This window comes from Caulobacter flavus (assembly GCF_003722335.1).
Taxonomy (GTDB): Bacteria; Pseudomonadota; Alphaproteobacteria; order Caulobacterales; family Caulobacteraceae; genus Caulobacter; species Caulobacter flavus.
In genome coordinates this window covers 4,718,276-4,739,280 of sequence record NZ_CP026100.1, presented here as the reverse complement: position 1 = coordinate 4,739,280, position 21,005 = coordinate 4,718,276, and the positions used below count along the sequence as shown (strand labels likewise).

The 21,005-nt window shown below is 69.8% G+C and carries 20 protein-coding genes; 16 read left to right on the top strand and 4 right to left on the bottom strand.

What is annotated here, in order from left to right; translation table 11 throughout:
- The first annotated feature begins 83 nt into the window (after positions 1 to 83).
- Positions 84 to 980, top strand: coding sequence for a TauD/TfdA dioxygenase family protein (locus C1707_RS21650; RefSeq protein WP_101714592.1), 897 nt, complete (start codon positions 84 to 86; stop codon positions 978 to 980).
- 85 nt (positions 981 to 1,065) lie between these two features.
- Positions 1,066 to 2,400 (top strand): LLM class flavin-dependent oxidoreductase, encoded by a 1,335-nt coding sequence (locus C1707_RS21645; protein ID WP_101714593.1) that lies wholly within the window; start codon positions 1,066 to 1,068, stop codon positions 2,398 to 2,400.
- A gap of 1 nt (position 2,401) precedes the next feature.
- On the opposite strand, the gene C1707_RS21640 is transcribed toward C1707_RS21645, so the two are convergent.
- Complete coding sequence (locus C1707_RS21640) at positions 2,402 to 3,001, bottom strand: hypothetical protein (protein WP_101714594.1); 600 nt, start codon at positions 2,999 to 3,001, stop codon at positions 2,402 to 2,404.
- A gap of 314 nt (positions 3,002 to 3,315) precedes the next feature.
- Here C1707_RS21640 and C1707_RS21635 point away from each other — a divergent pair, with 314 nt between their 5' ends.
- From C1707_RS21635 to gspN, 14 genes are all read left to right on the top strand, one after another.
- Positions 3,316 to 4,752 (top strand): hypothetical protein, encoded by a 1,437-nt coding sequence (locus C1707_RS21635; RefSeq protein ID WP_240633780.1) that lies wholly within the window; start codon positions 3,316 to 3,318, stop codon positions 4,750 to 4,752.
- 63 nt (positions 4,753 to 4,815) lie between these two features.
- A complete protein-coding gene (locus C1707_RS21630; protein ID WP_205686799.1) occupies positions 4,816 to 7,479 on the top strand; it encodes a TonB-dependent receptor domain-containing protein in 2,664 nt (887 codons plus the stop codon).
- A 97-nt stretch (positions 7,480 to 7,576) separates the two neighbouring features.
- On the top strand, positions 7,577 to 8,026 hold the full coding sequence (locus tag C1707_RS21625; RefSeq protein ID WP_101714596.1) for a type II secretion system protein N: 450 nt from the start codon (positions 7,577 to 7,579) through the stop codon (positions 8,024 to 8,026).
- The gene (gene gspD, locus C1707_RS21620) at positions 8,023 to 10,050 is read left to right on the top strand and encodes a type II secretion system secretin GspD (RefSeq protein ID WP_101714597.1); all 2,028 of its coding nucleotides are present in this window, start codon (positions 8,023 to 8,025) and stop codon (positions 10,048 to 10,050) included. The genes C1707_RS21625 and gspD overlap by 4 nt, the downstream gene beginning before the upstream one ends.
- Entirely contained in the window at positions 10,047 to 11,507 is a 1,461-nt protein-coding gene (gspE, locus tag C1707_RS21615; RefSeq protein ID WP_101714598.1) for a type II secretion system ATPase GspE, read from the top strand. The genes gspD and gspE overlap by 4 nt, the downstream gene beginning before the upstream one ends.
- Positions 11,494 to 12,705 carry a type II secretion system inner membrane protein GspF gene (gspF, locus tag C1707_RS21610; RefSeq protein WP_101714599.1) on the top strand — a complete coding sequence of 404 codons (1,212 nt, stop codon included), beginning with the start codon at positions 11,494 to 11,496 and terminating at the stop codon, positions 12,703 to 12,705. Before gspE ends, gspF begins: the two co-directional genes overlap by 14 nt.
- A gap of 12 nt (positions 12,706 to 12,717) precedes the next feature.
- Positions 12,718 to 13,179: a type II secretion system major pseudopilin GspG gene (gene gspG, locus C1707_RS21605; protein WP_101714600.1), complete on the top strand. Its 462-nt coding sequence runs from the start codon at positions 12,718 to 12,720 to the stop codon at positions 13,177 to 13,179.
- On the top strand, positions 13,064 to 13,642 hold the full coding sequence (locus tag C1707_RS21600; protein ID WP_101714601.1) for a GspH/FimT family pseudopilin: 579 nt from the start codon (positions 13,064 to 13,066) through the stop codon (positions 13,640 to 13,642). The genes gspG and C1707_RS21600 overlap by 116 nt, the downstream gene beginning before the upstream one ends.
- The gene (gene gspI, locus C1707_RS21595) at positions 13,623 to 13,994 is read left to right on the top strand and encodes a type II secretion system minor pseudopilin GspI (RefSeq protein WP_101714602.1); all 372 of its coding nucleotides are present in this window, start codon (positions 13,623 to 13,625) and stop codon (positions 13,992 to 13,994) included. Before C1707_RS21600 ends, gspI begins: the two co-directional genes overlap by 20 nt.
- Positions 13,991 to 14,581 (top strand): type II secretion system minor pseudopilin GspJ, encoded by a 591-nt coding sequence (gspJ, locus tag C1707_RS21590; protein ID WP_101714603.1) that lies wholly within the window; start codon positions 13,991 to 13,993, stop codon positions 14,579 to 14,581. The genes gspI and gspJ overlap by 4 nt, the downstream gene beginning before the upstream one ends.
- On the top strand, positions 14,578 to 15,552 hold the full coding sequence (gene gspK / locus C1707_RS21585; protein ID WP_101714604.1) for a type II secretion system minor pseudopilin GspK: 975 nt from the start codon (positions 14,578 to 14,580) through the stop codon (positions 15,550 to 15,552). Before gspJ ends, gspK begins: the two co-directional genes overlap by 4 nt.
- A complete protein-coding gene (gspL, locus tag C1707_RS21580) occupies positions 15,549 to 16,625 on the top strand; it encodes a type II secretion system protein GspL (RefSeq protein ID WP_101714605.1) in 1,077 nt (358 codons plus the stop codon). Before gspK ends, gspL begins: the two co-directional genes overlap by 4 nt.
- Positions 16,622 to 17,086, top strand: a complete 465-nt coding sequence (gspM, locus tag C1707_RS21575) for a type II secretion system protein GspM (RefSeq protein ID WP_240633778.1) — start codon at positions 16,622 to 16,624, stop codon at positions 17,084 to 17,086. The genes gspL and gspM overlap by 4 nt, the downstream gene beginning before the upstream one ends.
- Positions 17,083 to 17,796, top strand: coding sequence for a type II secretion system protein N (gene gspN / locus C1707_RS21570; protein WP_101714606.1), 714 nt, complete (start codon positions 17,083 to 17,085; stop codon positions 17,794 to 17,796). Before gspM ends, gspN begins: the two co-directional genes overlap by 4 nt.
- Here the strand turns inward: gspN and C1707_RS21565 are convergent.
- From C1707_RS21565 to C1707_RS21560, 3 genes are all read right to left on the bottom strand, one after another.
- A complete protein-coding gene (locus C1707_RS21565) occupies positions 17,767 to 18,531 on the bottom strand; it encodes a prepilin peptidase (protein ID WP_101714607.1) in 765 nt (254 codons plus the stop codon). The two genes, gspN and C1707_RS21565, sit on opposite strands and share 30 nt — an antisense overlap.
- A 323-nt stretch (positions 18,532 to 18,854) precedes the next feature.
- Complete coding sequence (locus C1707_RS26305; protein ID WP_145998462.1) at positions 18,855 to 19,301, bottom strand: hypothetical protein; 447 nt, start codon at positions 19,299 to 19,301, stop codon at positions 18,855 to 18,857.
- A gap of 402 nt (positions 19,302 to 19,703) precedes the next feature.
- Positions 19,704 to 20,963, bottom strand: coding sequence for a tyrosine-type recombinase/integrase (locus tag C1707_RS21560; RefSeq protein ID WP_101714608.1), 1,260 nt, complete (start codon positions 20,961 to 20,963; stop codon positions 19,704 to 19,706).
- Between the last annotated feature and the right edge of the window lie 42 nt (positions 20,964 to 21,005).

Here is a 21,005-nt window from a genome sequence, read left to right as displayed (position 1 = left end):
GCCCCCACTTGAGCCTGTCCAATTCCCATGCCTACAGTAGGATAACGCCGTTCTCGAAGCGGCGATGTCCCCGGGAGGACGCTATGAACGCCTTGACCCCGATCGCCGCCGGGAGCACGCCCGACTACGCGGGCCTGACGGTCACGCCCGCCGGACCGGTGCTAGGGGCCGAGATCTCCGGGCTCGACCTGACCAGGCCGCTGGAGCCCGAGATCGTCGCGGCCGTCCGCGCGGCCCTGCTGCGCCATAAGGTGGTGTTCTTCCGCGACCAGGACATCAGCCACGAGGACCATGTCCGTTTCGGTCGCTATTTCGGCGATCTGGAGGGCCATCCGGTCACCGCCCACGTGCCGGGCTTCCCCGAGATCCTGCACATCGAGGCGGCCGACGGCATGAAGCTGCGCGAGGCCATCGTCCCGATCGTGCGGGCGGCCAACAAGTGGCACACCGACGTCACCTTCCGCCCCGCGCCGTCGATGGGCGGGGTGCTGCGCGCCCGCACCCTGCCGCCGTCGGGCGGCGACACCCTGTTCGCCGACACCGCCGCCATCTATGCCGACCTGCCGCAGCCCCTGAAGGACAGGCTGGCGGGCCTGCAGGCCGAGCACGACATCCTGCAGAGCTACGGCTACCGCATCGACGAGGCCAAGCGGCAGGAACTGCGCGCGGCCTATCCGCCCCAGGCCCATCCGGTGGTGCGCACCCATCCCGAGACCGGGCAGCCGCACCTCTTCGTCAACAAGGTCTTCACGACGCGGATCCTCGGCCTGCCCGAGGATGAAGCCGCCAGCCTGCTGGCCGAGCTGCTCGACCGGGTGAAGGCGCCCGAATACCAGGTCCGCTTCCGCTGGAGCCCGAACGCCATCGTCTTCTGGGACAATCGCGCCACCCAGCACTACGCCGTGCTCGACTACTGGCCGGTGGAGCGCGTCGTCGAGCGGGTGACGATCAAGGGCGAGGTTCCATATTTCCAAGCCTGATCAGGGCCTTGAGACCATCTCGTTGGATCGCTGGCAGGGGGCTTCGTAAGCAGGCCGGGTCACTTTCAGCCAACGGAACGGCCCGATGTCCCAGCCCCGTCAACTCAAGCTCGGCTTCATCCTGCATGGGGTCGGTCCCGGCTGGGGCGACTGGCGACACCCGGACGCCCACCCCGGCGCCAGCACAGATTTTTCGTTCTACAAGCGCCAGGCCCAGGTCGCCGAGGCCGGCAAGTTCGACTTCCTGTTCGTCGCCGACAGCGTCTACATCACCGAGAAGTCGAGCCCGCACTATCTCAACCGCTTCGAGCCGCTGACCATCCTGTCGGCCCTGGCCGGGGCCACCAGCAACATCGGCCTCGTAGGCACCCTGACGGTCAGCTACAGCGAGCCGTTCAACGTCGCCCGCCAGTTCGCCTCGCTGGACCACATCAGCGGCGGCCGCGCCGGCTGGAACGTCGTCACCTCGTGGCTCGAAGGCAGCGCCGCCAACTACAGCCGCGAGAAGCACTACGCCCACGACGTCCGCTACCGCCTGGCCGGCGAATACCTCGACGTCGTCCAGGGTCTCTGGGACAGCTGGGAGGACGACGCCCTGACATTCGACAAGGCCGGCGGCCAGTTCTTCGATCCAGCCAAGCTTCATGCCCTGAACCACAAGGGCGAGTTCTTCTCGGTGAAGGGGCCGCTGAACATCAGCCGCTCGCCCCAGGGGCAGCCCGTGATCTTCCAGGCCGGCGCCTCCGAGGACGGCAAGGCCTTCGCCGCCCGCCGCGCCGACGCCATCTTCGTCTCGCACGAGGATCTCGACGCCGCCCAGGCCTATTACAAGGACATCAAGACCCGCGCCGTCGGCTTCGGGCGCGACCCTGACCAGCTGCAGGTCCTGCCCGCCGCCCGTCCCGTGGTCGGCAAGACGGCGCAGGAGGCCGAGGCGCTCTACAAGGAGCTGACGCAGCTCGTCTCGCTCGACAACGCCCTGTCGATGCTGGCCCGGCCGTTCAACGAGTACGACTTCTCCCAGCACGATCCGGACGCGCCGTTCCCGCTGGAGGCCGCCGTGTTCGGGGCCAATTCCAACCAGAGCGCGGTGGGTCGCATCGTCGACGCCGTCAAGGCCGGAAACCTGACCCTGCGCGAGACGGCCCTGCGCTTCGCCACCCCGCGCGGCCACTTCGTCGGCGCGCCGGAGCAGGTGGCCGACAGCCTGCAGGCCTGGTTCGAAGGCCGCGCCGCCGACGGCTTCGTGCTGTTCGAAAGCCTGCCGGGCCAGCTGGAGGCCTTCGTCGAACTGGTCGTGCCGATCCTGCAGGCGAGGGGGCTTTTCCGCACCGAGTACGAGGGCGCGACCTTCCGCGAGAACCTGGGCCTCGACGTCCCGGTCAACCGCTACGCCGGCGCCCTGGCCGCCGCCGAGTAGGCTAGAGCGACGCCTCCGCCGCCGACGCGGCGGGGGCGAGGCGCCGATCTTCCGCCTGGCGGGTCTCGGCAGGCCGGCCGGCCCAGTAGTGGTCGTTGCCGCGGAAGGCGCCCTCGATGGCGCGCAGACCGCGCTCGACCTGGACGGACAGGTGGCTGATCAGCCCGTGATGCTTCTCGACCATCGCCAGGTCGCGCGGCGCCCGCTGCATCGCGCTGGCGTAGCGGTGCAGGCTGGACTTCATCTCGCGCATCTCGCGGACGATCCGCGCGATCCGGTCGCGATCGACCTGTCCGAAGTGGCGGGTGCCGTGCAGCCTGTTGCGGGCGCAGGCGGCCAGCCACTGGCCGCGCGTCATGCCGGTCACACGGCATTCTTCGTCCAGCCGCAGTCGGTCGTCCCTTGTCAGCAGCAACGCCACCGAACTCGTCTGGGCCTGGCTGACCGGTTCGGGCGCGGGCCTTGGCGGGGCGGCGATCTCTTCGGACACGCATTTGGCGACGAGGTCGCGCAGCGCCGCCGATCGGCCGCCCCGACACGTCGCGTAGGCGTCGAATTGTTCAGCCAGTTCGTCCGGCAGCTGGAAGCCGAAATGAGTCATCTGTCTGCTGCTTCAAGGTCAGGCGCCGCGATGATTTTTACGCAGCGTAGATGTTTGAAGAAGAGCGCATGGATCGCTCGATTTTATGCATAGGCGGTGTTTGACGATTTTGATAATTACGACTTTGTATCAAATTATTGCTCAGAAAATCTGTCATAAAACTTTGGGGTAACTGTCTTTCCGTGTCTGTAGCCCGCCGATCCAGAGGGCGGGAAGGGCGAGGCTTTTCCATTGGTGGGGACCGGGGGTCTTCGCCGCCCTGATTGCGGCTGCGCCAATGGAGAACCGTCATGAACCGCGTTGGAAACGTTAGCTTGATCGCGCTCGCGCTGAGCGCCTCCCTGGCGCTTGCGGGCTGCGGCGGCGCCGACGGCGTCGCTTCTCCGGGCGAGGGCGGCTTCGGCAACGGGGGCGGCACGAACCCGACCAATCCGACCACCCCGGCGCCGGGCACGCCGGCCGCTGACTGCCCGACCGGCTTCGCCAACGTCGGCACCGTCGCCAACGGCACCCTGCGCAACTGCCAGCTGCCGCAGCTGATCACCGGCAACCTCGTCGTGCCGCTGCGCGCCGGCACCGTCTATTCGGTCAGCGGCCGCGTCGACGTCGGCCAGGACCAGGGCGGCGACCCCAACGCGCCGGTCGCCGGCCGCGCCAAGGGCGTGATCACCGTCGAGGCCGGCGTGAAGGTCTTCGGTTCGGCCGGTCTCGACTACATCGTCGTCAACCGCGGCTCGCAGATCTTCGCCGAGGGCACGGCCACCAACCCGATCGTCTTCACCAGCAAGCAGAGCATCGAAGGCCAGACCGGCGCCGACTCGATCGGCCAGTGGGGCGGTCTCGTCATCCTGGGCCGCGCGCCGATCAGCAACTGTTCGGGCGCCGGCGCCACGCCGGGCACGGCCGGCTGCGAGGCCCAGGTCGAGGGCACCAACGCCTTCTACGGCGGCAGCGGCCTGCAGGATAACAGCGGCGTCATGCGCTACCTGCGCGTCCAGCACTCGGGCTTCGTCATCGTCGCCAACAACGAGCTGAACGGCATCACCCTGGCCGGCGTCGGCTCGGGCACCACCTTCGACCACATCCAGGTGCACAACAGCAGCGACGACGGCATCGAGTTCTTCGGCGGCAACGTCAACGGCAAGTACCTGGTCCTGACCGGCAACGACGACGACAGCATCGACACCGACACGGGCTACAACGGCGCCCTGCAGTTCGGCATCATCGTCCAGCGCGCCAACGGCGGTAACCGCGCCTTCGAGACCAGCAGCGCCGGCACCGCGCCGCGCTCGAACCCGAAGTTCGCCAACTGGACCGTCATCGGCCGCGGCGGCTCGGGCAACGACCTGCTGGTCGCCAACACCTCGACCAACAACGTCTGGGTCAACTCGGTCGTGCAGATGACCGCCAGCACCGCCGGCTGCGTCGACATCGACGACGCCACCACCCAGGTCGCCTTCCACTCGGTGGCCCTGGCCTGCGCCACGCCGTTCACCAACGACACCAACGTCGACGCCACCGCCGTGGCGGCGCTGTTCAACGCCGGCACCAACAACACGTCGAGCCACACCTCGACGCTGACGGGCACCTTCATCAACGGCGCCAACGAGGCGGCCCGCACGCCCTACGCCAACATCACCAGCCTCAGCAGCTTCCTGGTGAACCCCGGCTACATCGGGGCCGTCAAGGACGCCAACGACACCTGGTGGCAGGGCTGGACCTGCGGCCTGACCAGCAGCTCGACCTGCTGATCCGGTTGGGGGCGGCCGCGCGCCGCCCCCGCTTCCCGACGCCCGACAACCAAGGTTCCCGTGATGAACATGCTGTTCCGGCCCCTGAGCGGCCTCCTGCTCGCGACGTCGGCGCTGGTCGCGCCGCAGATCGCCATGGCGCAGACGCCATCCGCCGCCCAGCCGCAGCCGGGCGCAGCCGAAACTCCCGCGCCGCGCCAGTACGCGGCGATGGATCCCGAAGAAACGCCCAACGTGGTCGAGGAAGTCCTCATCCTCGGGCGCAACATTCCCGAGCCGATGCGCACGACCTCGGAGGTCGCCAGCTTCCTGACGCAGGAAGACCTCAAGCGCGCCGGCGACGGCACCGCCGCCGAAGCCCTGACCCGCGTCAGCGGTCTCAGCCTGGTGTCGGGCCGCTTCGTCTACGTGCGCGGCCTGGGCGAGCGCTACTCGTCGGCCCTGCTGAACGGCTCGCCGCTGCCCAGCCCCGAGCCGCTGCAGCGCGTCGTGCCGCTCGACCTGTTCCCCTCGGCCATCCTGGCCGGCGCCACCGTGCAGAAGAGCTTCTCGCCGAACTATCCGGGCGAGTTCGGCGGCGGCGTCATCGACCTGCAGACCGTGGCCATTCCCGACGAGGCCTTTTTCGAGGTCGAGATCGGCGGCGGCGGCAACACCGAGACCACGCTTAACAAGGGCCTGACCTACTACGGTTCGGACACCGACTTCCTGGGCTACGACGACGGCACGCGCAAGAAGCCGCCGGAGCTGCGCGAGGCGCTGGCCACCGGCAAGCGCATCAATTCCAGCAACTTCACGAGCGCCCAGCTGGTGCGCATCGGTTCCAGCCTGGTCAACGCGCCGCTGAACCTGATCCAGACCAAGAACAAGATCCCCGGCAACTTCTCGGCCGACGTCAGCGCCGGTCGCTCGTTCGAGCTGGCCTCGGGCGCGCGGCTGGGCGTCGTCGCCATCGGCGGCTTCGAGAACAGCTGGCGCTCGCGCGAGGGCGTGCAGCAGCAGGGTCTCGAGCAGAACGGCGTGCTGGAGCCCCGCACCAGCTACAACTTCAACAATACCAGCAACAACGTCACCGTGAACGGCCTGGTGGGCCTGGGCCTGGAGTGGGGCGACCACCAGGTGCGGTGGACCAACCTCTACGTCCACAACACCACCAAGTCGGCCCGCCAGCGCGCCGGCGAGGACTACGCCGCCGGCCAGGAAGTGCTGGATTCCTACACCGAGTGGTTCGAGCGGAACCTCTACGACACCCAGCTTTCGGGTAAGCACGAGTTCGGCGACTGGAACTTCGACTGGCGCGGCTCGTACGCCAAGTCCGAGCGCGACGCGCCGTACGAGAAGTTCATCCGCTACCGCCTGGAGAACGGGGTTTACTACCACTCCGCCTCGCAGGAGCAGAACTCCACCAGCTTCAGCACGCTCGACGACACCATGGCCAGCCTCGGCTTCGACGTGGCCTACACCCTGCCTCTGAGCAGCGGCCGCGACGCGAAGTTCAGCGGCGGCTACGCCTATCTGGACAATGAGCGCGACGCCGAACGCCGTGACTTCCGCTACCAGGGCGGCGCCATCCCGCTGGCCATCCAGCGCGAGCGGGTGGACTTCCTGCTGTCGGACTACAACCTCGCCCAGGGCTACCTAACCTTCACCGAGATCACCGGCGGCGACGGCGCGGCGGCCTACGAGGCCGGCCTCAAGGTCCATGCCGGCTATGTCCAGGTGGACGCCGAGTTCCTGCCGCGCCTGCGCACCTCCTTCGGCCTGCGGATCGAGGACGCCGAGCAGACGGTGCAGGTCGTCGACCTGTTCGGCGGCGCGGCGGCGACGCCGACGGCGCTGGAAGAGACATACGTCCTGCCGGCCGCGACCCTGACCTACAACTTCGCCGAGGACATGCAGCTGCGCCTGGGCGCGTCGAAGACCATCGCCCGGCCGCAGTTCCGCGAACTGGCGCCGCAGCAATACTTCGACCCCGACAGCGACCGCCTGTTCATCGGCAACCCCTACCTCACCGACACCGAGCTCCTGAACCTGGACGCCCGCGTCGAGTGGTACTTCGCCGCCAACCAGTACCTTTCGGGCGGGCTGTTCTACAAAGACCTGGATCGTCCGGTGGAGTCGGTGGTCAGCGAGCAGGGCTCGACGATCGTCCAGACCTACGTCAACGCGCCGAAGGCCTCGCTCTACGGCTTCGAGCTGGACTTCAAGAAGCTGTTCGACAGCCCGTTCGAGGGCGCGTTCTTCGGCAGCAAGCGCTGGCTGGTCGGCGCGAACTACACCTTCTCGGACTCGCAGGTGAAGGTGTCGGAGGACGACGTCGTCTACCCGCTGGCCGGGGCCGGCGCGCCGCGCCGCGCGCTCGACTACGTCAAGGACGGCAGCCAGCTGCAGGGCCTCTCGAAGCATCTGGCCAACATCCAGTTCGGCTGGGAGGACGAGGAGAACCGCTCGCAGGCGACGATCCTGGCCACCTACGTCAGCAAGCGGATCTCGGCCCGTGGCCGGCCCGACCAGCCTGACCTGGTGCAGGAGCCGGGCGTGACGGTCGACTTCACCTATCGCAAGGCCTTCGACGTGAGGAACCGCGAGCTGGAGTTCACCTTCAAGGCCCGCAACCTGCTCGGCGAAGACTTCGAGGAATACCAGGTTCTGGGCGGCGGCCGGGTGGACGCCAACACCTACGACCTGGGCCAGACCTTCTCCGTCTCGCTGTCCACGCGGTTCTAGGTCTCTCCAGGGACCGACCACCGCGACCGATCGACGGCGCTCCTCGTCCTGGCGGGCGGGGAGCGCTCGTCGCCGTTGAACTTCCTGACGATCGCCGATGCTCGCAAAGCTGACTGAAACATTCCGCACCCATGGGGCAAGAGCGTTCGTCGCGCTCGAACTCTTGGTGCTGCTCGTCCTGGCGGTGCAGATCGCGCGGCTCGTCTGGATCGTCGCCGCGCCGCCGCCGCCGATCGCGACAAGGGCCGCGCCCGTCCAGAGAGCGGTCGATCCCAAGATTCTCGCCAGCTTCGACGCCTTCGGTTCGGCCGGGGCGTCTTCGCGCGTCGGCGGGGCGGCCAGCGTCGAGGGCTTCCGGCTGTTTGGCGTGCGCCAGACCGACGGCGGCGGCTCGGCGATCATCGCCGGTCCCGACGGCGTCCAGAAATCCTACGCGGTGGGCGAGAGCATCGCCGACGGCGTCACCCTGGCGTCCGTCGCCGCCGACCATGTCGAACTCTCCCGGGCCGGCGCCCGCATGACCCTCTCGTTTCCGGAACGTCCATGACCAAGGCTCTCACGCTGCGCGCGCTCGCCGCGGCCGCCTCGATCGCGCTGGCCCTGCCGTCGGCCGCGCCAGCGCTCGCCCAGACCCAGGTGCTGAACGTCCAGGACGCCGACATCCGCGCCTTCATCCAGGACGTGGCCAAGACCACCAACACCACCTTCGTCATCGATCCCCGCGTCAAGGGCACGGTTTCGGTGACCAGCAACGGTCCGCTGGACCGCCGCGAGCTGTTCGAGCTGTTCCTGGCCACGCTGCGGGCCAACAACCTGGTCGCCACGCCGGCGGGCGGCGGGGTCTACCGCATCGAGCCGTCCGAGAACGCCGCCCGCCAACCCAGCGCCGCCGGCGGCCAGTTCGCCACCGAAGTGTTCCGTCTACGGACGCTCGATCCCGCCACGGCCGCCGACATGCTGAAACCCCTCGTCGGGCCGCAGGGCCAGGTGGTGGCCAACGCCCGGGGCGGCGCGGTGGTGGTGGCCGACTACGCCGACAATGTCCGCCGCATCCGCGCGCTGCTGGCCCAGGTCGACCAGGATCGCGCCGCCGTCCACACCGTCACCCTGACCAACAGCTCGGCGCGCGAGATCGCCCAGGTGGTGGGCGACCTGATCGCCGGGCCAGGCGCGGACGGCAAGGCGGGCAGGGGCGCGGTCACCGTCGTGCCGGTCGAGAGCAGCAACTCGGTGCTGCTGCGCGGCGACCCTGACGCGGTCCAGAAGCTGTTGCCGCTGATCGCCGACCTCGACCGCCGCGCGGAGTCGAGTGACGACGTGCGGGTGGTGTTCCTGCGCCATGCCAACGCCGAGCAGATGCTGCCGGTGCTGCAGCAGCTGGTCGGCCAGTCGCCCTCGACAGTCACGACCGGTTCGAGCCGTACGGCTGGCGGGGCGACGGCGGCGGTCAACGCGACGCCCGCTACGTCGAACGCCACCACCGCCCCGGGGAGCGCCCGCGCCAACGTGGCTCGCTACCCCGGCGCCAACGCCCTGATCATCAACGCCCCGCCGGAACTGCAGCGCACCCTTTCAGAGGTGATCCGCCAGCTGGACGTGCGCCGCGAGCAGGTGCTGGTCGAGGCCATCGTCGTCGAGGTGTCCGACGACGCCGCCAGGCAGCTGGGCGTCCAGCTGCTACTGGGCGGGACGAACGGGACCGTGCCGTTCATGGCCACCAACTACACCAACGCCTCGCCGAGCCTGTTTCCGCTGGCCGGCGCGATCGCGGCGGGCGAACCCAAGGACGGCGACTCCGAGGCCGTGACCTCGATGCGGCAGGCGGCGATCAGCTCGCTGCTCGCCGCCTCGGGCGTCACCGGCGGCGTAGCGGGGCGCAGCGGCGACGTGCTGTTCGGCGCGATCATCAACGCGGTGAAGAAGGACAGCGGCTCCAACCTGCTGTCGACCCCGTCGATCATGACGCTGGACAACGAGGAGGCCCGCATTCTGGTCGGCCAGGAAGTGCCGATCACCACCGGCGAGGTGCTGGGCGACGCCAACTCCAATCCGTTCCGCACCATCCAGCGCCAGAACGTCGGCGTGCAGCTGGAGGTGAAGCCCCAGATCAACGCCGGCGGCGGCATCACCCTGTTCCTGCGCCAGGAGGTCTCCGCGGTGGCGGGGCCCGTCACCGTCGGCTCAAGCGAGCTCGTCATCAACAAGCGCGAGATCGAGACCACGGCCCTGGTCGACGACGGCGACATCGTCGTTCTGGGCGGGCTGCTGGACCAGACCGAGACCTCGTCGGTGCAGAAGGTGCCGGGGCTGGGCAATCTGCCGGGGATCGGTGGCCTGTTCCGCAGCACCGCCCGCGAGCGCGGCAAGACCAACCTGATGGTCTTCATTCGTCCTCGGATCATTCGCACCGTCGACGACGCGCGCGCGGTCACCAATCCCCGCCTGGAGCGCATGCGTCGCGAAAGCGCCCTGACCACGCCAGCCGGCGACAGCTCGCTGGACGCGGTGATCCGCGACTTCCAGCGCGCCTCGCCCGCGGCCCTGCCGCCGCCTCCGGCGCAGCCGCAATGACCGCGCTCGACTACGCCTTCGCCAAGCGCCACGGCCTGGTTCTGCTGTCGCTGGACGAGCATGCGACCATCGGCCTGCGCGAGGGCTTCGATCCCCTGGCCCTGATCGAGGCGCGCCGGGCGCTTGGCGCGCCGCTGAAGCTCCAGATGCTCGCCACCGCCGCCTTCGACCGCAAGTTCTCCGAGGTCTATGCCGGCGCTGGCCTGGCCTCGGCGTCGGGCGACGACTTCGACGGCGCGCTGGGTCACCTGCTGGACGACATGCCCACCGCCGCCGACCTTCTCGATCCGCAGGACGACGCGCCGGTGATCCGCCTGATCAACGGCCTGATCGCCGAGGCCGTGCGCTCGGGCGCTTCGGACATCCATATCGAGCCCTATGAGCAGGCCCTGGTCGTGCGGCTGCGGGTCGACGGCGTGCTGCGTGAGATCCTCAGCCTGTCGCCGCGCATCGCCGCCATGCTGGTCTCGCGCGTCAAGGTGATGGCCAAGCTCGACATCGCCGAGAAGCGCATCCCGCAGGACGGCCGCATCTCGCTGGCCCTGGGCGGCAAGAGCCTGGACGTCCGCGTCTCGACCTTGCCGGCCCGGATGGGCGAGCGGGTGGTGATGCGGATTCTCGACAAGGAGCAGGCGGGCCTGGGCCTGGCCGATCTCGGCATGTCGCCCCGCATGCTCGCCGCACTGGAGGCCGCCCTGCGCGAGCCCAACGGCATCGTGCTGGTCACCGGCCCCACCGGCTCGGGCAAGACCACGACGCTCTATGCCGGCCTTGGGCTGCTCAACGACAAGAGCCGCAACATCCTGACCATCGAGGACCCCGTCGAGTACGCCGTCCACGGTGTCGGCCAGACCCAGGTCAACACCAAGGTCGGCATGACCTTCGCCGCCGGCCTGCGCGCCATCCTGCGCCAGGACCCCGACGTGGTGATGGTCGGCGAAATCCGCGACGCCGAGACCGCCCAGATCGCCGTCCAGGCCAGCCTGACCGGACACCTGGTGCTATCGACCGTGCACACCAACGACGCGGCCGGCGCCGTGGTCCGCCTGCGCGACATGGGCGTGGAGCCATTCCTGCTGGCCTCGACCATGCGCCTGATCATCGCCCAGCGGCTGGTGCGACGCCTGTGCCGCTCGTGCGCGGTCGACGAGCCGGCCGACGCGGCGGCCGCCGCCCTGGTCGAGGTTCCGCTCGGGACGCCGCTGCGCCGTCCCGTCGGCTGCGCCGAGTGCGGCCACACGGGCTTCCAGGGACGGATCGGCGTCTACGAGGCCCTGCGGGTCGACGATGCGGTGCGCCGCCTGATCGGCCAGAACGCCGCCGAGGACGAGATCGCCGCCGCGGGCGTCGAGGTCGCCCTGAAGGACGAGGCCCGCCGCTACGTGCTGGAGGGCCTGACCACGGTCGAAGAGGCGCTGCGGATCACCGGGGCGGGGGCGCGCGATGGCGAGCTTTGACTATGTCGCCCTCGACCTCGCCGGCGCCGCGCGGTCGGGCCGTATCAAGGCCGCCGACGAAGGCGACGCCCGCGCGCAATTGGAGCGCCGTCGCCTCGCGCCGGTGAAGGTCTCGCCCCACGCGCCGGTCGCGGCCAGGGACGGGCAGGGGATGTTCGGCGACCGCCTGGGAGGGCGCGACCGCTCGCTGTTCACCCGCCAGCTGGCGACCCTGGTCGCCGTCTCGACGCTGGAAGAAGCCCTGCGCACCATCGCCCTGCAGGCCGACCGGCCCAAGCTCAAGCGGGTGGTCGAGCAGGTGCACGCCGCCGTGCTGGAGGGGTATCGGCTGTCGGACGCCCTGGGCCGTCCGGCCGGCACCTTCCCGCCGCTCTATCGCGCCATGGTCGCGGCCGGCGAGGCCTCGGGCGCGCTGCCGACAATCCTCGACCGCCTGGCCGACCTGCTGGACCAGCAGCAGAAGGTCGCGGCCAAGATCACCACGGCGCTGGTCTATCCGGCCGTGCTGGCCGCGGTCGCCTGCCTGGTCGTGACCGTGCTGATGGTCTTCGTCATCCCCAAGGTCGTCGAGCAGTTCGACAGCATGGGCCAGACCCTGCCGCTGCTGACCCGTATCGTCATCGGCCTGTCCAGTTTCCTCCAGCACTTCGGCTGGCTGCTCGCCCTGGCCCTTGCCGGCCTGGCCGTCGCCTACTGGCGGGCCCTGCGCAATCGCACCTTCAAGCTGCGCGCCGACCGCTTCTTCCTGGGCCTGCCGTTCGTCGGCCAACTGATCCGCAATGTCCACGCCGCGCGCCTGGCCCGCACCCTGGCGACCATGATCGCCAGCGGCCTGCCGATGCTGGAGGGGCTGGTGCTCACCGCCGGCACGGTCCGCAACGCGGCTCTGCGCGGCGGCATGGACGAGATGATCGCCGGGGTCCGCGAGGGCGGCGCGCTGTCGACCGCCATGCGCCGCGCCGGCGTCTTCCCGCCCGTGCTGGTCTACATGACCGCCAGCGGCGAGAGCAGCGGCCGCGTCGACGCCATGCTGAGCCGGGCCGCCGAGTATCTCGAGCGCGAGTTCGACACCTTCACCGCCACCCTGCTGAGCCTCTTGGAACCGGCGATCATCGTCGTGCTCGGCGGCGTGGTGGCGACCATCGTCCTCTCGATCCTGCTGCCCATCCTGCAGATCAACACCCTGGCCATGAACTAGGAGGCCAAGACCATGCGCGCCCCTGACAAGTCCCGCCGCCGCACGTGCCGAAGCCGCGCCCGCGAGGCCGGCTTCACCCTCGTGGAGATGATGGTCGTCATCGTCATCCTGGGTCTGCTGGCCACCGTCGTGGCGATCAACGTCCTGCCCAGCCAGGACAAGGCCAAGAAGGAGAAGGCCCGCGCCGACGTGGCGGTGCTGGAGCAGGCTCTGGAGGGCTATCGCCTCGACACCTTCGCCTTCCCGCGCACCGAGGACGGCCTTTCGGCCCTGGTGACGCCGCCGGCCAGCCTGGCTCAGCCCGACCGCTACCGGGAGGGCGGCTATGTGCGTCGTCTTCCGAAGGATCCGTGGGGCAATGACTATCAGTATCGCTCGCCGGGCCAGCACGGCGCGATCGACGTCTTCTCGTTCGGCGCCGACGGCCGCGAAGGCGGCGAGGGCAAGGACGCCGATATTGGCAACTGGGGCTGACACGCCGCGCAACGCTGGCAGGCGGCGAGGGGGCTTCACCCTCGTCGAGCTCATGGTCGTTCTCGTGATCATGGGCCTGCTGGCCAGCGCCGTCGTCCTGGCCTTGCCGGACGGCCGCCCGGGCCTGCCGCAGGAGGCCGAACGCTTCGCCGCCAGCCTGCTGCGCGCCCGCGACGAGGCGGTGTTCCGGGGCGAGCGCATCCGCGTGGTGGCGCGGGACGGGGCGTACCGCTTCGAGCGCCGCGCGGGCCGCGACTGGCTTGCGCTGGACGAGCCGCCGTTCCGCGCGGGCGCCTTTGAGGACGGCACGCAGGTCACCGCCGCGCCCGAGGCCGTCGTCGTGTTCGATCCCACCGGCCTGGCCAACCCCACCGAGTTCACCTTCGCGCGCGGGCAGGCGCGCCGCACCGTCGTCGTCGACCTGGCAGGGAACGTCTCGCTCGATGCCTCGCGCGCCTACTGAAGCCGGCTTCACGCTGATCGAGCTGCTGGTCGCCCTGGCGATCTTCAGCCTGGCGGTGCTGGCCCTGCTGAACCTGGCGGGCGAGAACAGTCGCGCGGGCGGGCGGCTGTCCGAGCGCGTCCTGGCCGAGGTGGTGCTCGACAACCGCGCGGTCGAGGCGATGACCAGCGCGACGCCGCTCGCCATCGGTCGCGCCAGCGGGACCGAAACCGCCGGCGGTCGCCGCTGGACCTGGAGCCGCCAGGTCAGCCGCACCGCCGACCCGGCCGTCGTCCGCATCGACATCGTCGTCGCCGCGCCGCGTTCGCGCGCGCCGCTGGCGAGCGCCTCGCTGTTCCGGGGCGCGCGATGAAGGGCTTCACCCTCGTCGAGATGCTGGTGGCGGTGCTGATCTTCGCCCTGATCAGCGCGGCGGGCGTGGCCGTGATGGGCTCGACCCTGGCCAACCAGAGCGCCGTGCGCCTGACGGTCGACCGCCATGCCGAGCTGCAGCGCGCTCGCGCCATTCTCAAGTCCGACCTTTCCCAGGCGGCCGCCCGCCGTACGCGCGGCGAGGACGGCCGGCCGGCCCTGACGGCGTTCGCCGGAGGCGATCCGTGGGGCGGAGGCGGTCCGCTACTGGCGTTCGTCCGGCGCGGCTGGGACAATCCCGACGCCGATCCCCGGGCCTCGCTGCAGTATGTGGAGTACGCCCTGGTCGAGGGCCGTCTGGAGCGCCGCTCGCGCCCGGCGCTGGACGGCGCGCGCCTGGGGCCGCCCCGGGTGCTGCTGCGCGATGTGCGCGATGTTCGGACAGGCTTCCTGTTCAACGGCGCCTGGACGCCGACCTGGAAGGGCAATCCACAGACGGACATCCCGGCCGCCGTCCGCCTCGACATGACGCTGGCCGACCTCGGCCGGGTCGACCAGCTGTTCCTGACCTCGGGAGAGGGGCGATGAGGCGCGGGCGTGAGGACGGCGCGGCCCTGCTGACGGTGCTGCTGATGGTCGCCGTCATCGGCATCATCGCCGTGGGCGTGCTCGAGGACATCCGCTTTGGGATGCGACGGTCGTTCAACGCCCAGATCGGCGGCCAGGCCCGGTGGTACGCCCTGGGCGGCGAGCAGATGGCCCGCGCGCGCATCGACCAGTTGCTGGCGCGCGATCCCGGCAAGACCTCGCTGGAAGGCGACTGGAACGGTCGCTCGGTCGAGTTTCCGGTCGAGGGCGGCGTGATCCAGGCCCGCGTGGGCGACGCCACGGGCTGCTTCAACCTCAACAGCGTGGTCGAGGCCGACCAGGGCGAACCGTTTCGCCGCCGCGAACTGGGCGTGCGCCAGCTGGCCAGCCTGCTCGAACTTCTGGGCGCGCCGAACGGTCCGGACCTGGCCGAAGGCCTCGCCCAATGGATCGACAGCAACGACGTAGGCCCGCCGGGCCTCGAGGACGACGGCTATGCATCGGGCAAGGTCCCGCACCGCACCGCCGGCGGTCCCTTGGCCGAGGTCAGCGAGCTGCGCGCCGTGCGCGGCTTCGACGCCAAGGTCTACGCTCTGCTGCGGCCCTACGTCTGCGCGCTGCCGACCACCGACCTGTCGCCGGTCAACGTCAACACCCTGCCGGAAGGTCGGGCGGTCCTGCTGTCGGCGTTCACCCTGGGCGCCGTGTCGCCGGAGAACGCGCGCCGGGCCATCGCCGGGCGGCCGGCGGGCGGCTGGTCGGACCTGGAGGCGTTCTGGGGGCAGCAGGCCCTGGCCGGCGCGGCGCCGGTCGACGGCGTGCGCGACCAGATCCGCTTCCGCACCCGCTACTTTTCGCTGGAAAGCCGCGTCGGCCTGGCCGGCGGCGAAACCTTCATGACCTCGCTTTTCGAAGCCGGCCCGACGAACCGCGTCCGCCTCGTCGCCCGGCGCTGGACCCTGGAAGAATGACCCGCCTGCTGTTTCTCCCCGACGGGCCCGACGAGGCCCCCGAGATCGTCGAGCCCGGCGTCGCCGGTCCGGTGCGCCGCAAGCTGCTGCCCAGCGAGCAGGCCGGCGGCTCGGCCGTGCTTGTGCTGCCTGGGGCCGAGGCCGTGACCCGCTGGCTCGACCTGCCGGCCGGAAGCGCCGCCCAGGCCCGGGCCGCGGCGGCCTTCAAGGTCGGCGGGGTCGTCGCGTCCGGCGCCGAGGGCCTGCATCTGGCGGTCGGGGAGCGCGACGCCGAGGGGCGCGCCCTGGTGGTCTGGATCGACCGCGAACGGCTGCGTTCGGGCCTGGAGAGCGCCAGGACGCGAGGCGTGATGGTGACGGGCGCGGTGCCCGATTACCTGCTGCTGCCCGGCGACGCCGAAGGGCGCACCGTGCTGGCCTCGTTCGGCGAGCGGCTTGGCGTGCGGGCCGAGGGTCTGGCGTTCGGCGTCGAACCCGAGTTGGCCTCGACGGTCGTCGGCGACCGGCCGCACCGCTATATTCCGGCGTCGGAGCTCGACGCCCTGCTGCTGGCGAGCGCCGAGCGGCCGCCGGTCGACCTGCTGCAAGGCCAGTTCGCGCCCCGGCGCGACGGGCCCGTCTTGCGCTGGAAGCGGCTGGCTGTCCTGGCCGCCGCCGTCGCGATCTCGCCGCTGGTGATGCTGCTGGCCCAGATCGGCAAGGACGGCCTGGAGGCCCGGGCGATCGAGCGTCGGAACACGGTCGCGGCGGTGAAGCTGGTTCCCCAATCGGCCCGCTACGCCGATGCCGCCCGGTTCGCCGTCAATCGCCTTCGGGCGGAGCGCCGCCAAGGGTTCGGCGATCTCGCCGCCGGCTACCTGAACGCCGTGCGCGCGGTGCCGGGCATGCGACTCGACACCTTGGTCCACGGCCAGGACGGCGCCATCCGCTCGTCGGTCTCCTACGCCAACTATTCCGACATGGACCAGTTGCGCGATGCGCTGAGGGCCGGCGGCCTCGACGTCGTCGAGCAGGGTACGGTCACCGAAGGCCAGCGTGTCACCAGCGATCTGATCGTCAGGAGCAAGCCGTGAGCCGCATCATCGAAAGCTGGAACGCCCGGACGCCGCGCGAGCGGATCATGCTGGCGGTGATGGCGGTCGCCGTGCTCGGCGTCGCCGGCTTCTATGGCGTGGCCATGCCGCTCAAGCGCGCCGGCGAGGCCGCGCGCGAACGACTGGTCGAGGCGCGCGGGCTGTCCGTGGCGCTGGCCGCCGCCTCGACCGGCGCCGCGCCGCGCAAGGCCGACGCCCGTCCGGTCGCGGCGATCGTCGAAACCAGCGCCGCCGGCGTCGGCGTGCCGATCGCCCGCAAGCGCCAGGAGGGCGACGGCGCCTTCACGATCTGGATCACCGCCATCGACGCCCGCGTCCTGCTGCCGTGGACCGCGTCGCTGGAGCGCGAGAGCGGTCTGGACGTCGCCGGCTTCACCGCTTCGCGCCTGGACAACGGCCTGGTCGAGGCCGAGGTGACGTTCGCCAGGGTCGCCCGATGAACACGCGGATCATGATCGCCGTGCTGGCTGTGCTGACCGCCGTGATGGTCGCGGCTCTGGCGCCCGTGACCTTGCTGACCGACCCGCTGGCGGATGGCGCGGCCCTGCGGGTCACGCAGGCGTCCGGCACGGTCTGGCGCGGACGCGTGGGCCTGGCGACGGCCCAGGGCAGGCGGCTCGGGACCTTCCAGGTCGGGCTCTCGCCTTTGGCGCTGCTGGCTGGCGACGTCCGCCTGCGCGCCGTCGACAAGGCCGCGGCGCGGGCCTTCGTCCTGCGCTGGGGGCGCGACAGGGGCGTCGACGGGCTGAGCGGTCCGCTGTCGCTCGAGATGGATCGCCTGTCGGGGCGGATCGAGGCCAAGGGCGTCGCCGCCCTGTTCCGGGACGGTCGCTGCAAGCGCGCGGCTGGCGAAATCCGTTTCCGCGCGGCGCAAGATCCGCTTCTCGGCGGCGCGACCTTCGTCGGAAAGCCGGCCTGCGTGGGCGGCGACTGGGTGGCGCGTCTGGTCCCGGCCGGGGGAGGGAGCGACGCGGCGATCATTCTGCGCGCCGACGGCGTCGGTCGCCTGCAGGCCGAGATCGCGGTGGCGACGGCCGATCCGGTGCTGCTCCAGGCCGCGCTCGACCAGGGTTTCTCCCGTGACGCCGCCGGCGTGCGGCGCGTGGTGTCGACCCGGCTGTCAGCCCAGGAAGCCGTGAAGCGGCCCTAGCAGCCAGGTCAGCCAGGCGCCGATCGCCAGGAACACGCCGAACGGCAGCCGCTGGTCCAGCGCCACCTTGCGGCGCAGGATCAGCTGCGCCAGGGCGACGCTGATCCCGGCCAGCCCCGCCCAGACGACGACCGAGGGCAGGGCGGTCCAGCCCGTCCAGGCCCCGATGGCGCCCAGCAGGCGCGGGTCGCCGCCGCCCAGGCCCTGGCGTCCGCGCACCCGCTCGTAGATCCAGGCCAGCAGCCACAGCGCCCCGAAGCCGACGGCCGAGCCCAGCACGGGGGTCCAGACGGATTCGCGCAGCACCAGGATCGAGACGGCGAATCCGGCCGCGCCCAGCGGAAGGGTCAGCATGTCCGGCAGCCAGAAATGCTCGCCGTCGATCGCCGCCAGCAGCAGCAGCCACCAGCCGAAGACGGCCGTGGCCAGAGCCATAGGGCCGGCGAAGGCGGCCGCGCTCCAGGCGCCGATTCCCAGGCACGCCAGCTCGAGCAGCAGATAGCGCCGGGGAATCGCCGCACCGCAGCTGCGGCAGCGTCCGCGCAGCGTCGCGAAGCTGAGGATGGGCAGAAGGTCCAGCGGTCCCAGCTTGCGGCCGCAGCCGTCGCAGGCCGATCGTCCGGCGGCCCAAGGCCTTTCGGCAGGTAGGCGCAGGGTCAGCAGGCCGACGAAGCTGCCCACGAACGGGCCGAGCACGATCGCCGCCAGCGTCCAGAAGATCTCGGAAACCTGCATGGCCGCCGACCTTCCGTACGAGATGTCCGAAGAAGGGAAGGAGTGGTGGATGCTGCAGGGATTGAACCTGCGACCCCCTCGGTGTGAACGAGGCTGAAGCAACCGCCGTTTCCTTGCCAAATATGGCTTTCTACAAGGTTTTGTAGCGAGCGGTCGATCGTTTTGAGGCTCCATTCTGGCAAGTAACTGGCAAGCACCACAGGCTTTGGCGCTCCTACGCTGTGAGTGCATAAGCCTTTGTCTGAAATGGCCGTGGGCGTCGCTGAAAGGCCTAACCTCTAAGCGGCTGCGACGATCAACTCAGTCCAGACAATCAGCTGGTCCTATTTCGGCGGATCGCGAGGTGGCGGAATATCGGGTGGCCGGATCTTGGGCCTCCACGGCGGATCCCAAAGTCCAAGGTCATTAAGTGAAGGGCGATGGTCGGCGCCTTCCTGTGACCGCGGCGACATCTCCTCTGTCGCCCAACCATTGACGCTGGGTTCACCAAGAGCCGGCTGACGCCTGACAAAGGTACGATGCTGCTCGTGCCAATCATCATTCGATCCGCGCCGGGCCGCCTCATAGCTGCAAACTACTCGCACCGCTTCGGCTGGTGAGCAGCGAACATTTCGCACGTGCATTTCGGCAGCACGATTCATGCTCGCGCTATCGCCCACGCCCACAACCTGCACGTCGCCCAGCAAAGCCAGCCCGCTCTCGATCCTGGCAATGGTGTCGATGCTAGGGAGCGAGTCGATCGAAGCACAGCCCGACACGCTCAGCGTCATGATGAACGCCCAGCCGCGCAAAGCCGCCCTCCAGTTCGAAAGCCCGTTTGGCTGCAGACTGATCCGTCTGGACACATCAGCCAAGAGAGTGGTCGGACGTTTCTCCTAGGCAAGAGCTCGGAGGCAGGGGTTCCGCGTCGCAAGCAAGGCGGCGACCGGGACGATTTAAGTCCGACGCTTCGGGTTCTCGTCACATAGCCCGCGGAAGATACCAGCGACGAGGACCAGACCCGGTCGGCGAAGACGGGCTGCGTTGCTTTTCTAGCTGGACGGCGTGTTCGCCGGTACAGTTGGAGAAGCCCGTCTGTTGCGTTCCACTGGTCGGCGTCGGAAGGATGTCAACTCGTGCCTACGACCGAGCGCGTCGATCGATGGACGCCTTCGGATACGCATTCGCACCGACTAGGCCGCCTTTTTTTGCGGAGAGAAGGCTGCACGGGCGTTGGCTTGGTGGTTGGGGCGGTGGTGGCCATAGTGCTTGATCAGCACGTCGGGTGTCATGCCGGTGAAGCCGGCCGCCTCCCAGAGATCGACCTTGCGCTCCATCAGCCAGGTGGCGCAGGTGTGGCGCAGCCAGTGCGGGGTGACCTTGAGCAGCCCCGCGTCCTGAGCGATTGCGTTGAAGCCCTTGTTGATCTTCTCGCCAATCGGCCTGCCGTGGTGATGGATCACATGCGTCAGGGGCTTGCGACGCGCGATCGACGCGGCCTCGTCGAGCGTTTTCCAGCGGCGCATGTGGGCCAGCAGCCGTGGCGGGAGAGTCACGATCGGTCGGCGCTTATTACCCCGCTCGTGCTCGGCCTGCCCTTTGCGAAAGATCATGCCCCGATCCAAGTCTACCCAGGCCTGGTCGGCAGATGGCGACCACAGAAGATCGAGAATCACCGCCGACCGGGTGCCTGTGTAGAGGCCGATCAGGATGAAGCGGGCGATGTGGGCCCGGTTCGCGCGCTGGGAGGCGCCGGTCAGCCGACGCATCACCCCGTCGAGGCCACGCCGGTAACCGCGGGCGGCCAGGAACAGAGCTGCCGCCTGGGGGCGGGTGAGGGCGTCACGCGCGCTCGGGGTTTTCTTGGGCAACCACACCTTGGGGCGGATGGGCAAAGGCGTTTCGGCGTGCCAATAGCCGATCGCCGCTGAAAGGGTTTCAAGTTCCCGGCGCGCGGTCTGGTCGCTGACCAAGCGCTGGGACGGACGCGCGCCCTGGATCGTCTGGCCGGTCCTGTGGGCGACGTATCCCTTGCAGGTCGAGCGCTTGACCTCGTCAACGAACCGTTCACCCCAATAGCCGACGAGCGCCTTGATGAACCCGGCCATGGTCACCGGATCGCCGTCCAGTTCCGGCGCCCTTTCGTCGGCATAAAGGGTCAAGACATCGGCGACCGGCACGCGTTCGATGGCCGCGATCTCCAGCGGCCCCGACACCGGCCGCTGGGGCGGCGGAGCAGGACTCAGCTTCGCCGCGCTCTCGCGGACCGGTTGGCCGGAGAGGTAGCGCGCGAGCGCGCGCTGAGCGTCGCGCAGGCGGTCAGGGCCGCATCCCGTGCTCTTTTGAGTGCGTCCGTCTCGGATGACGTAAACGTCGGGGAGGGCGGCGCCCGAACGGCTGTCGGTGCGGCCGGTGCGCAGGTAGAGGCGGGGACCTTCGGCGATACGGGACACGGGCGGAAAAGCTCCCGGAGCTGGGCTGGCGTGACGAAGAAT

What these genes read in the sequence shown, in the direction of transcription:
- C1707_RS21650 (WP_101714592.1), top strand. Translation starts at nt 84, where the DNA reads ATGAACGCCTTGACCCCGATCGCCGCCGGGAGCACGCCCGACTACGCG.
- C1707_RS21645 (WP_101714593.1), top strand. Translation starts at nt 1,066, where the DNA reads ATGTCCCAGCCCCGTCAACTCAAGCTCGGCTTCATCCTGCATGGGGTC.
- C1707_RS21640 (WP_101714594.1), bottom strand. Translation starts at nt 3,001, where the DNA reads ATGACTCATTTCGGCTTCCAGCTGCCGGACGAACTGGCTGAACAATTC.
- C1707_RS21630 (WP_205686799.1), top strand. Translation starts at nt 4,816, where the DNA reads ATGAACATGCTGTTCCGGCCCCTGAGCGGCCTCCTGCTCGCGACGTCG.
- C1707_RS21625 (WP_101714596.1), top strand. Translation starts at nt 7,577, where the DNA reads ATGCTCGCAAAGCTGACTGAAACATTCCGCACCCATGGGGCAAGAGCG.
- gspD (WP_101714597.1), top strand. Translation starts at nt 8,023, where the DNA reads ATGACCAAGGCTCTCACGCTGCGCGCGCTCGCCGCGGCCGCCTCGATC.
- gspE (WP_101714598.1), top strand. Translation starts at nt 10,047, where the DNA reads ATGACCGCGCTCGACTACGCCTTCGCCAAGCGCCACGGCCTGGTTCTG.
- gspF (WP_101714599.1), top strand. Translation starts at nt 11,494, where the DNA reads ATGGCGAGCTTTGACTATGTCGCCCTCGACCTCGCCGGCGCCGCGCGG.
- gspG (WP_101714600.1), top strand. Translation starts at nt 12,718, where the DNA reads ATGCGCGCCCCTGACAAGTCCCGCCGCCGCACGTGCCGAAGCCGCGCC.
- C1707_RS21600 (WP_101714601.1), top strand. Translation starts at nt 13,064, where the DNA reads ATGACTATCAGTATCGCTCGCCGGGCCAGCACGGCGCGATCGACGTCT.
- gspI (WP_101714602.1), top strand. Translation starts at nt 13,623, where the DNA reads ATGCCTCGCGCGCCTACTGAAGCCGGCTTCACGCTGATCGAGCTGCTG.
- gspJ (WP_101714603.1), top strand. Translation starts at nt 13,991, where the DNA reads ATGAAGGGCTTCACCCTCGTCGAGATGCTGGTGGCGGTGCTGATCTTC.
- gspK (WP_101714604.1), top strand. Translation starts at nt 14,578, where the DNA reads ATGAGGCGCGGGCGTGAGGACGGCGCGGCCCTGCTGACGGTGCTGCTG.
- gspL (WP_101714605.1), top strand. Translation starts at nt 15,549, where the DNA reads ATGACCCGCCTGCTGTTTCTCCCCGACGGGCCCGACGAGGCCCCCGAG.
- gspN (WP_101714606.1), top strand. Translation starts at nt 17,083, where the DNA reads ATGAACACGCGGATCATGATCGCCGTGCTGGCTGTGCTGACCGCCGTG.
- C1707_RS21565 (WP_101714607.1), bottom strand. Translation starts at nt 18,531, where the DNA reads ATGCAGGTTTCCGAGATCTTCTGGACGCTGGCGGCGATCGTGCTCGGC.
- C1707_RS26305 (WP_145998462.1), bottom strand. Translation starts at nt 19,301, where the DNA reads ATGACGCTGAGCGTGTCGGGCTGTGCTTCGATCGACTCGCTCCCTAGC.